The organism is Candidatus Methylomirabilota bacterium (assembly GCA_036005065.1).
Lineage (GTDB): Bacteria > Methylomirabilota > Methylomirabilia > Rokubacteriales > DASRDR01 > DASYQW01.
This window is the reverse complement of sequence record DASYQW010000296.1, coordinates 18,877-29,483: the sequence shown is the minus strand read 5'-3', so window position 1 is coordinate 29,483 and position 10,607 is coordinate 18,877. Positions and strand designations below refer to the sequence as shown.

The following is a 10,607-nucleotide window of genomic DNA, read 5'->3' as shown; positions in this document are numbered from 1 at the left end:
CCCTTGAGGTCACCCTCGCAGGCGGCCGCGTAATCGGCCGGCGCGGCGTCGATGGAGAGCGGGTCGCGCGGGTCCGGACCGGCCATGGCCTGGAGGAGGAGCGCCCCGTCGCGCACGGTGCGGGTCATCGGCCCCTGGTGGGAGCGGGCGGCCCACAGGTCGGCGCTCGGCCAGTAGGGGACGCGGCCGAACGAGGCCTTGAGGCCGAAGATCCCGCAGAGCGCCGACGGGATGCGGATCGAGCCCCCGCCGTCCGAGCCGTGGGCGACCGGCCCCAGGCCCGCGGCCACGGCTGCGCCAGCGCCCCCCGAGGACGCCCCGGAGGTCCGGTCGAGCCGCCACGGATTGCGGCAGGGCGGTCCGAGCAGGTTGTCACAGCTGTCCTTGTGCCCGAAGTGCGGCGTGTTGGTCTTGCCGAGGAGGACGCCGCCGGTGGCCTTGAGTCGGCCGGCCACGGCGCCGTCCTCCGCCGGCACGTTGTGCTCGAACCACTTCGAGCCGAAGGTGGTGCGGACGCCGGCGGTCGGCTCGAGGTCCTTGATGGAGTACGGGATCCCGTCGAGCGAGCTCAGGAGCGTCCCGCGGCGGGCGCGCTCCTCGGCGGCCCGGGCTTCCGTGCGGGCGCGCTCGGCGGTGACGGTGAGGAAGGCATTGAGCTTCCCGTTGAGCCGCTCGACCCGGGCGAGCACGGCGTCGGTCAGCTCCACGGGCGAGAGCTGGCGGGCCCGGATGAGACGGCTCAGCTCGGTGGCGGGCGTGAAGCAGAGCTCGGTCGAGTCCATCGGTCCTCCCTCGCGATCGACCATCGGGCGGTGGCGGGCTCTTGCACGGTAGTGCCGGGCCCGGCTCCTGTCAACCGGTGAGACGCGGCGCGACCTGCTCCGTGAGGAGGGTCATCGAGTGGACCCACGCCTCGTGGGGCTCCCACTCGTGGCCGATGACGAGGAGCCGACCGAAGCCCCCCACATCGGCCCGCAGGGCGGCGAGCTTCACCGCCACCGTGTCGGGATCGCCCACGATCCAGATGTGGTCCAGCAGGTACTCGATCGTGACCTCCGCGTCCGGCATCTCGGGGTCGACCTTGAGCAGGCCGAGCCGCTTGGTCTTGGCCAGGAGCGGCAGGAAGTAGCCCTTCCAGTCCCGCGCGAGCGGGCCGGCGAGCGCCTCGCGTCGGGCCCGGGCGGTCGTGTCGGCGACGTAGATGTCGCGGGCCACGCGCCAGCTCGCGCGGTCCGCGGGCCGCCCGGCCCGGCGCGCCCCCGTCTCCACCCCGGCCCAGTGCGTGCGGAGGATGCGGGCCGGGACGAAGTTGATGCTCATCGGCAAGTAGCCGCGCTCCCCGGCCAGCACCAGCGTCTCCGAGTCGGCCGACACACCGGCCACGGCGATCGGCGGATGGGGCCGCTGGTAGGGACGCAGGTGCAGCCAGAGCCCGATGTCCTCCTGCGGGTCCGGCACCCGGAAGCGCCAGTACTTGGATTCGTAGAGGCCGGGCTTCGGGTCGGTCCAGAGCTGCAGGATCAGCTCGAGGGCCGCCCGCGTCACCTCCCGGTGCTCGCCGGCCTGCGGGTTGATGCCGAAGAGCTCGAAGTCGCCCGGAAAGCCGCCTGAGCCCACGCCCCAGTAGAAGCGGCCGCGCGCGAGCTGGTCGAGCTGGGCGATGCGCTGGGCCAGCATCAGGGGGTGGTGATTCGGGAGACACGAGACGCCGGTGGCCAGCGTGAGCGTCCGCGTCATGCCGAGCGCCTTGGCGATGAAGAGGTCGGGGCACGGGATGTTCTCCCATACCGCCGTGAAGTGCTCTCCGATCCAGGCTTCCTCGAAGCCGAGACCCTCGAGGACGACGAGCTGCTGGAGGTCGGCCTCCATCGTGAGGGCCGGGTCGGCCCCCGGAGGATGAAGCGGCATCGTGAAGTAGCCGAGGCGCATGTGGCCTCCTCCCGCGGCCGGCGTGTCCGGGCGCAACGGGCGATGGCGTTCCTCGCGTCCGAGCGTGGCCTGGCCGGGCCCGTGCACCCCGGTAGCATACACCGGCAGCGGGCGCTGGATGCGGGCTACCAGGAGCACCTCGGTAAGCCGATCCAGGCGGCCGAGCTGGCGCGCGTGGTCGCGAAGCTGACCGGGCGGATTCCCCGCACGTAGCCCCGGCGCCGCCGGCCGACGGCCGCAGCGCTCAGGGGTGAGCCGGCGTCGGCTAACCTCCCAGGACCTCGCGCACCTTGGCGACCAGCACGTCGAGGTCGAACGGCTTCTCGAGCACTCCCACCACGTTCGGGCGGCCCTGTTCGACTCGATGTTCGCTGAGGTAGCCCGACAGGATGAGGACCGGAATCTGCTGCCAGCGCGCCAGGAACTCGACTCCTGACATGCGAGGCATGTGCAGGTCGAGGATGATCAGGTGGGGGAAGATCTGCTCGACCAGATCGCAGGCCGCGATGCCGTCTTCCGCTCCGACTGCGGCATACCCGGCGTCCTGAAGCACGCGGACGACTAAAGACCGCACCGCCGGGTCGTCATCCGCGACCAGAATCCATTTTCGGGACTTGGCGTCGCCGGGTGAGGTCATGATGAGTGCCCGTCTCACTCCCGGTCGGGCGGCGGCGCCCCGGGTTCCGGCTCCTGCGGTTCGCTTCCGTCAACCCCCAGCATGAGGCCGACCAGCTCGAGCAGCGTCGCCGTGTCGATCGGCTTGGGCACGATGCCGAAGATGCCCAGCGTGTCGCGGCCACGGTGGTCGACGGATTCCTGAAGGGCGTAGCCGAGGCTGGAAATGATCACCACGGGGATCTGGGACCACTCCGAATTCGCTCGGAGTCGCGCCAGGAACTCGTATCCGTCCATGCCCGGCATGACCATATCCATCAGGATCAGGCGCGGAGACCCTTCGGCCAATCTCGCCAGGCCTTCGAGTCCGTTCCCCGTCCCGATCGCCCGGTAGCCCGCGTGCGCGAGCGTCTCGAGCAAGCTCAGGCGGACGAGCGGGTCATCTTCGAGAACCAGGATGTCGAGATCGGATACCGGTGCGGCCACGGGTGTCCCTACGATGCAATGGTAATGCCATGACGCCGGCCGCGGCTGCCTGACGCCGGCGCGAATCTTGTCTGGCAGTTAGGCGAAGGCCGTGGCTCTCGTCTGGGACACGCCGAGCGGGCTCGGTTGAGGTTCAGCCCGGCGGCGCGCGCAGTCTGTCGATTTTTGGACCAGCCCGTGTCCAGCCGCCCCCCGCGTCACGCTAGAACCAGGCGGCCTTGTCGGCCACGTTCTCGAGCGGCTCTCCCCGCACGAAGTGGCGGATGTTGCGGAGGAGGACCGCGAGGTGCCGCTCGGCGATTCGCGGGGAGGCGCCGGCCACGTGCGGCGTGAGGATCACGTTCTCGAGCCGCCAGAGCGGGTGCTCGGCCGGTAGCGGCTCGACCTCGTAGACGTCGAGGCCGGCGCCGGCCAGCTCGCCGGCCTGAAGGGCGGCGGTCAGGTCGGCCAGGTCGACGATCGCGCCACGGCCGATGTTGATGAAGTACGCCGTGGGCTTCATCTGGCGGAACTGGGCACTCCGGAAGAGCTTGTAGGTCTCCGGCGTGTGGGGCGCGGCGACGACCACGAAGTCGCTCTCGCCGAGCAGGTCCGGCAGACGGTCGGGCTTCCATAGCGCCGCCACGCCGGCCGGGGCCTGGGTCCGGGCCGGGTCCACCGCGACGACCCGCATCCCGAAGGCGAGCCCGCGGCGCGCGATCTCGGAGCCGATCTGGCCGAGCCCGACGACGCCGAGGGTGGTGTCGGCGAGGTGGAGGTGGGCGCGGTCCATGGCGCTCACCCGACCGGGGCCCGCCGCGAACGTCGAGCGCGCGGCCTCGCCTCCTACCGCCTCCCAGCGGGCGGCGAGCTGGTTGCGGATGTAGCGGTGGAAGTTCCGCGCGAAGCAGATGATGTAGCCGAAGACGTGGTCGGCGATGACATCCGAGAAGAGGCCCCGCATGTTGGTCAGGGTGACGGGGTGGCTGACCAGCTCCGGGAACACGTAGTGCTCGAGGCTCACCGTGGGCGCCTGGACCCACCGGAGCCGGCGCGCCGCCGCCAGCAGAGCCGGCGTGAGCTTCCCGAAGAAGGCGTCGGCGTCGGCGATCGCGCGGATCGCCTCCGCCTCGTCCCGCGCGTTCACCACGGCCATGTCGCCGGCCGCCGCCCGGATCTGCGTCAGGCGCTCCGGCTCGACCGGTGGATGGATGACCAGCTTCATGCGCCTCCTCTTTCCACACCACCACCTCCGAGCAAGACAATGCGGCAAGCCTAGCCCGCTGCCTGGAGCGGGTCAAGGACGTCTCGTGCGTTTGGCGTCTGGGGTACACTGGAGCGTCATACGACCATTCCGGCGCAGCAAGAGGAGTCAGTGATGCAGCGAAGCGAGCGCGAGCGAGTGACCATCCGCCTCGACGAGATCGTCGAGGCCGGTCCCGGCGTCCTGGACGTCCGGACGTCGGCGGCCGGTCCCCAGGGAAGCCTCCCGCTCACCGCCGACATGCTGCTCGAGCGGCCGAGCGGGGACATCTTCGGGCTGACCCAGGATGCCGGAATGGGCTGGGACCCGCGAGAGCTCGGCCGGCCGGAATTCCTGATCCTGAGCACGCAGGGCGGGATCCGCGCGCCCGACGGACGGCCGGTGGCGCTCGGCTACCACACGGGACACTGGGAGGTGGGCCTCCTCATGCAGGCCGCCGCCGAGGAGCTCCGCCGGCTCGAGTGCCTCCCGTTCGCCGGCTTCTGCACCGACCCGTGCGACGGGCGAACGCAGGGGACGGTGGGGATGCTGGACAGCCTGCCCTACCGGAACGACGCCGCCCAGCTCTTTCGCCGGCTGATCCGCTCGCTCCCCACGCGGAAGGGTGTGCTCGGGGTCGCCACCTGCGACAAGGGGCTCCCGGCCATGATGCTCGCCCTCGGCGCGATGCGCGACCTCCCCTGCGTCCTGGTGCCGGGCGGCGTGACGCTGCCGCCGACGGAGGGGGAGGACGCGGGGCGGATCCAGTCGATCGGCGCGCGCTTCGCGCATGGCGAGATCACCCTCGAGCAGGCGGCGGACCTCGGCTGCCGGGCCTGCGCTACCCCGGGCGGCGGCTGCCAGTTCCTGGGCACCGCGGCCACCTCCCAGGTGGTCGGCGAGGCGCTCGGTCTGGCGCTGACCCACTCGGCGCTGGCGCCGTCGGGCCAGCCGATCTGGCTCGACATGGCCCGGCGCTCGGCCCGCGCCCTCGTGAGCCTGGAGGCCCGCCGGATCACGACGCGACAGATCCTCACCGACGAGGCCGTGCGCAACGCCATGGTCGTCCATGCCGCCTTCGGCGGGTCGACGAACCTCCTGCTCCATCTGCCGGCGATCGCCCACGCGGCCGGTCTCCGGCGGCCGACCGTGGAGGACTGGATGGAGGTCAACCGCCGTGTGCCTCGGATCGTCGACGTCCTCCCGAACGGTCCGCGGAACCATCCGACGGTGCGGGTCTTCATGGCGGGCGGCGTGCCCGAGGTGATGCTGCACCTGAGGCGCCTCGGTCTCCTCCACGTGGAGTGCCTGACGGTGGCTGGTGAGCGCCTCGGCCGCCTGCTCGACTGGTGGGAAGGCTCCGAGCGGCGGCGCGTCCTGCGGGAGCGGCTCCGGCTCGTCGACGGTGTCGACCCCGACGACGTCATCATGAGCCCGGAGCGCGCCCGCGAGCGCGGGCTCACCAGCACCGTGACGTTTCCCCGCGGGAACCTCGCGCCCCAGGGCTCGGTCATCAAGAGCACGGCGATCGACCCGTCGGTCGTGGATCCGGACGGCGTCTATCGCAAGGTCGGGCCGGCGCGGGTTTTCACCCGCGAGCGCGACGCGATCGGCGCCATCAAAAGTCAGGGTCCGGATCGCCTCAGGCCGGGCGACATCCTCGTCCTCGTCTGCCGGGGGCCCCTGGGAGCCGGGATGGAGGAGATCTACCAGATCACGGCTGCCCTCCGACACCTCTCGTTCGGCAAGCACGTGGCCGTCCTGACCGACGCGCGCTTCTCCGGCGTCTCGACGGGGGCGTGCATCGGCCACGTCGGCCCCGAGGCGCTGGCTGGTGGCCCGATCGGCAAGGTGCTCGACGGTGACCTCATCCAGATCGCCGTGGACCGGACCCGGCTCGCCGGGAGCGTGGATCTGGTCGGCCACGGCGAGAGCGTGTTCGGCCCGGAAGAGGGGACGCGGGTCCTGGCCGCCCGCTTGCCCCGCCCCGACCTCGCCCCCGATCCCGACCTTCCGGCCGACACCCGACTCTGGGCCGCCCTGCAGGAGGTGAGCGGCGGGACCTGGGGCGGGTGCGTGTACGACGTGGATGCGATCTGCCGGGCCCTGTCCTCCGCGCCCGGCCCGCGTGCTGGCTGAGGGCGCGGGCCCCTCGACCATGAGTCGCGTGGACGTCGCCAAGCTGTGGGGTCTGGATCCCGCCGTCGCGTTCCTCAACCACGGCTCGTACGGCGCCTGCCCGCGGGCGGTGCTCGACGTCCAGCGGCGCCTGGTCGAGGAGATGGAGGCCGAGCCCGTGCGGTTTCTCTCCCGCGAGCTGGAGGGGCGGCTCGACGCGGCGCGAGCATCGCTGGCCGCCTTCCTCGGCGCCGACGCCGACGATCTCGCGTTCGTCTCGAACGCGACGGCCGGAGTGAACACGGTGCTGCGCTCCCTCTCCTTTGCCGCGGGCGACGAGATCCTGGTGACGAACCACGCGTACAACGCCTGCCGCAACGCCGTGGAAGCGGTCGCCGCCCGGGCGGGGGCGCGGGCCGTGGTGGTGGCGGTGCCGTTCCCGCTGGACGGGTCCGACCGGGTCGTCGAGGCCGTCCTGCCCCGCGTCACGTCCCGGACCCGACTCGCGCTCCTCGATCACGTGACGAGCCCGACCGGGCTCGTCTTCCCGATCGGCCGGCTCGTCGCCGAGCTCGCCGCCCGCGGGGTCGACACCCTCGTCGACGGCGCCCACGCCCCGGGGATGGTGCCGCTCGACCTCCGCGCGGTCGGCGCCGCCTACTACACCGGCAACGGCCACAAGTGGCTCTGCGCTCCGAAAGGGGCGGCCTTCCTCCACGTGCGGCGCGACCGGCAAGCGTCGATCCGGCCCCTGTCGATCAGCCACGGCGCCAACTCGCCGCGCACGGACCGTTCCCGGTTTCGGCTCGAGTTCGACTGGACCGGCACCTCCGATCCGACGCCGTACCTGTGCCTACCGGAGGCGATCCGCTATCTTGGGGGACTCCTGCCCGGCGGGTGGCCCGAGCTGATGGCGCGAAACCGGACCACGGCGCGGGCGGCCCGGGAGGTGCTGTGCGCGGCGCTCGGCGTGCCGCCGCCCTGTCCCGAGGGCATGCTGGGCTCGCTGGCGTCCATGCCGCTGCCCGACGGCCCGGGGCCGCCGCCCGGACGGGGTCACTTCTACGACCCCTGGCCGGACGCGCTCCTCGATCGGTACGGCATCGAGGTGCCGGTCATGACATGGCCGGCCTCGCCCAAGCGGCTCCTGCGCGTCTCGGCCCAGCTCTACAACACGCCGGCCGACTATGAGCGGCTGGCGACCGCGCTGACGGCGCTGCGGGCCGGGTGACGCCCCGGGTGGGCCTGGTCCGTCGCGCCGGTTGACGCCCCTCGTCCCCGGTCCTAGACGCGTGTCGGAGTAAACCCGGCGCCGATCACCGAGCGCGTGGCGCATTGAGGAGCGCTCCGAGCGGCGGCTTCGCCGCCGCCACGATGGGGGGGGCATCGGGGGGGGTCTTCCGAGACCCCCCCGAAATGACCTAGACTGGCGGCAATCGTCGCGTCGGGGGAGGCCCGGTGGCGCTCGACTTCGAGCTGACCGAAGACCAGAAGCTGATCCAGAAGGTGATCCGCGACATCGCCGCGCGCTTCGAGCCCCGGCGTCGCGAGTTCCGCGCGCTGATGCACAAGGACCGCCGCTACCCCCCGGAACTGTGGGACGCGCTGGCCGAAGCCGGCCTCATGGGGAGCCTGATCCCGGAGGCGTACGGGGGCTCGGGCCTCGGCCTCACCGCGCTCGTCCTCGGGCTCGAGGAGCTCGGCAGCGCGGGCATCGGCTCCAACACCATCATGGTGCTGACCGGGATGGACGCCCTGTGCATTGTCCGTAACGGCTCGGAAGCGCTCAAGCGGCGATTCCTCCCCGGCATCGCCACCGGCCAGCTCCGGTTCTGCTTTGCCATCACCGAGCCCGACGCCGGCTCGAACGCCTTTCGGATCAGCACGCTGGCCCGCCGCGTCGACGATCATTACGAGATCACGGGCAGCAAGGTCTTCATCACCGGGGTCGACGTCGCCGACTACATGCTGCTGGTCACCCGGAGCGTGCCGTACCAGGACGTGACGGCCCGCCAGCTCCCCAAGGCGCACGGGTTCTCGCTGTTCGTCGTCCCCACCGATGCGCCCGGGCTCGAAAAGCGGCAGCTGCCCATGCACGGCATCGAGGGGTACAACCAGTTCCTGCTCTTCTTCGACCGGGTGCGGGTGTCCGCCGAGAACATGGTGGGCGAGGAGCACCGGGGGGCCGAGGCCCTCTTCAACTCGCTGAACCCCGAACGGATCCTGGCCGCGGCCTCCTCCTGCGGCACCGTGGCCTATCTCCTGCGGCGGGCCTGCGAGTATGCGCGCGAGCGCAAGGTCTTCGGCGACCGGCCGATCGGGGCTCATCAAGGGCTGGCGCATCCCCTGGCGGAGGTGCGGATCGAGCTGGACGCCGTGCGCCTGCTGACCTACCGCGCGGCCTGGGCCTTCGACCGCGGGGATCCGCCCCAGCTCGTGGGAACCTACGCGAACATGGCCAAATACATGGCGGCCGAGGTCGGGGTGAAGGCGGCCGACCGGGCCATCGAGACCCTCGGCGGCTATGGCTTCTCGGAGGAGTACGACATCATCCACGCCTGGGAAGGCACGCGCCTCCTCCGGACGGCGCCCATTTCGCGCGAGATGATCCTCAACTACATCGCCGAGCACGTGCTGGAGCTGCCCCGGTCTTACTGAGTTCAATCGGAGGGGGTGTCGGAACACCCCCTCCGAGACCCAAGGATCGTTGCGGCGGCAAAGCCGCCGCTAGGAGTGGGCGCATGCCAGCCAGGCGAGCACTGCTGCTGACGACCGTGGGACTCCTGCTCGCCCACTCGAGCGTCCTGGCGGCGGCCGAGTCGTACCCGACGAAGCCGGTGCGGCTCATCGTTCCGTTTCCGCCCGGCGGGAGCAACGACATCGTCGGGCGCATGATCGCCGCGCAGCTCGGCGAGCGGCTGGGCAAGCAGGTGATCGTGGACAACCGCGGCGGAGCGGGGGGCCTGATCGGCACCGAGATCGCGGCGAAGTCGCCGCCGGATGGCCACACGCTCCTGCTGGTCTCGGTCGCCTATACCTTCAACCCGTCGCTCTACAAGCAGCTGCCCTACGATCCGATCAAGTCCTTTGTCCCGGTCGCCATGCTGGGAACGGGGCCGGTCGCCCTCGCCGTCTTTCCCGGGCTTCCGGTCAACTCGGTGAAGGACCTCGTCGCGCTCGCCCGGGAAAGGCCGGGCAAGCTGTATGCCGCCACCGCGGGTCCCGGAACCTTCCAGCATCTGGCGAGCGAGCTCTTCAGGATTCAGGCCGGCATCGACATCGTGCAGGTGCCGTTCAAGGGGGGTGGCCCGGCGACGATCGACGTCATTGCGGGCAATACCCAGATCTCGATCGGCTCGCTCATCCAGATGCTGCCCCACGTCCGCTCCGGCCGGCTCAAAGTGCTGGCCACCGGCGGATCGAGGCGCAGCGCCGCCCTGCCGGAGGTGCCCACGATCGCGGAGGCCGGCGTGCCCGGGTACGACGCGAACAACTGGTGGGGCATCCTGGCCCCGGCCGGCACCCCGCCGGCGATCGTCGGCAGGCTGCACAAGGAACTCTCGGTGATCCTGGGCTCGGCGGAAACGCAGAAGCGGTTCGAGGTCGAAGGCGCCGAGGCGGTACGGATGGACCCGTCGGAGTTCGGCCGGTTCATCGCGGCGGAGATCCTCAAATGGGCCCGGGTCGTCAAGGAAGCGGGGATCAGCCTGCAGCCGTAGCGGCGGACGGACCGGCCCGATGACGCCGCCCGCCCGGGAGGCCGGAACCGTCGCTTGAGTCGTCGGTGAGGCCGGCGCTTCGCGACAACAAGGATTTCTGGGCCGGTCTGATGCTGGCCGGGACCGGCGCCCTGTCCATGTTCCTCGCCCGGAATTACCCGCTCGGGACCGCGCTGCGCATGGGACCCGGCTACTTCCCGCGCGTGCTGGGCGGGATCCTCGCCCTGTTCGGCCTCTACGTGCTCGTCAGGGGGTTCTACCGCAACGAGAAGGTCCAGGGGAGCTGGTCGCCCCGGGCCCTGGTCCTGCTGCCCCTCTCCCTGGTCCTGTTCGGCGTCCTGATGAAGCATGCGGGCTTCATCCCGGCACTGGTGACCCTGATCTTCGGATCGGCCGCCGCCGGCCGCGAGTTCAAGTGGCGCGAGGTCCTCTGGTGTACCGTGTTCCTGACCGTGCTCTCGGTCGCGGTGTTCATCTGGGGCCTCGGCCTGCCCTATCCGCTGATCGCGGATTTCTGA

At 71.2% G+C, this 10,607-nt stretch carries 11 protein-coding genes; 6 read left to right on the top strand and 5 right to left on the bottom strand.

The genetic code is table 11. From position 1 onward, the window contains the following. Both VGW35_20360 and VGW35_20355 read right to left on the bottom strand, forming a co-directional pair. On the bottom strand, nt 1–782 hold a 782-nt coding region (locus VGW35_20360), incomplete at its 3' end, for an amidase (GenBank protein HEV8310024.1). A 70-nt stretch (nt 783–852) separates the two neighbouring features. After that, nucleotides 853–1,929, bottom strand: a complete 1,077-nt coding sequence (locus tag VGW35_20355; GenBank protein ID HEV8310023.1) for an LLM class flavin-dependent oxidoreductase — start codon at nt 1,927–1,929, stop codon at nt 853–855. A 42-nt stretch (nt 1,930–1,971) separates the two neighbouring features. Between VGW35_20355 and VGW35_20350 the strand changes: the two genes are divergently transcribed. Beyond that, nucleotides 1,972–2,142 (top strand): hypothetical protein, encoded by a 171-nt coding sequence (locus VGW35_20350; GenBank protein HEV8310022.1) that lies wholly within the window; start codon nt 1,972–1,974, stop codon nt 2,140–2,142. A 52-nt stretch (nt 2,143–2,194) separates the two neighbouring features. Here VGW35_20350 and VGW35_20345 read toward each other — a convergent pair whose 3' ends face one another. From VGW35_20345 to VGW35_20335, 3 genes are all read right to left on the bottom strand, one after another. Next, nucleotides 2,195–2,566: a response regulator gene (locus VGW35_20345; GenBank protein HEV8310021.1), complete on the bottom strand. Its 372-nt coding sequence runs from the start codon at nt 2,564–2,566 to the stop codon at nt 2,195–2,197. A 14-nt stretch (nt 2,567–2,580) separates the two neighbouring features. After that, nucleotides 2,581–3,030 (bottom strand): response regulator, encoded by a 450-nt coding sequence (locus tag VGW35_20340; protein ID HEV8310020.1) that lies wholly within the window; start codon nt 3,028–3,030, stop codon nt 2,581–2,583. Nucleotides 3,031–3,232: 202 nt separating this feature from the next. After that, nucleotides 3,233–4,234 carry a D-2-hydroxyacid dehydrogenase gene (locus VGW35_20335; GenBank protein ID HEV8310019.1) on the bottom strand — a complete coding sequence of 334 codons (1,002 nt, stop codon included), beginning with the start codon at nt 4,232–4,234 and terminating at the stop codon, nt 3,233–3,235. Between the two features lie 153 nt (nt 4,235–4,387). Here VGW35_20335 and VGW35_20330 point away from each other — a divergent pair, with 153 nt between their 5' ends. From VGW35_20330 to VGW35_20310, 5 genes are all read left to right on the top strand, one after another. Then, the gene (locus VGW35_20330; protein HEV8310018.1) at nt 4,388–6,391 is read left to right on the top strand and encodes a YjhG/YagF family D-xylonate dehydratase; all 2,004 of its coding nucleotides are present in this window, start codon (nt 4,388–4,390) and stop codon (nt 6,389–6,391) included. Between the two features lie 28 nt (nt 6,392–6,419). Then, nucleotides 6,420–7,601: an aminotransferase class V-fold PLP-dependent enzyme gene (locus VGW35_20325; GenBank protein ID HEV8310017.1), complete on the top strand. Its 1,182-nt coding sequence runs from the start codon at nt 6,420–6,422 to the stop codon at nt 7,599–7,601. A 227-nt stretch (nt 7,602–7,828) separates the two neighbouring features. After that, the gene (locus VGW35_20320) at nt 7,829–9,028 is read left to right on the top strand and encodes an acyl-CoA dehydrogenase family protein (GenBank protein ID HEV8310016.1); all 1,200 of its coding nucleotides are present in this window, start codon (nt 7,829–7,831) and stop codon (nt 9,026–9,028) included. 83 nt (nt 9,029–9,111) lie between these two features. Continuing rightward, nucleotides 9,112–10,089, top strand: a complete 978-nt coding sequence (locus tag VGW35_20315) for a tripartite tricarboxylate transporter substrate binding protein (GenBank protein ID HEV8310015.1) — start codon at nt 9,112–9,114, stop codon at nt 10,087–10,089. A gap of 65 nt (nt 10,090–10,154) precedes the next feature. Next, on the top strand, nt 10,155–10,607 hold the full coding sequence (locus tag VGW35_20310; GenBank protein ID HEV8310014.1) for a tripartite tricarboxylate transporter TctB family protein: 453 nt from the start codon (nt 10,155–10,157) through the stop codon (nt 10,605–10,607).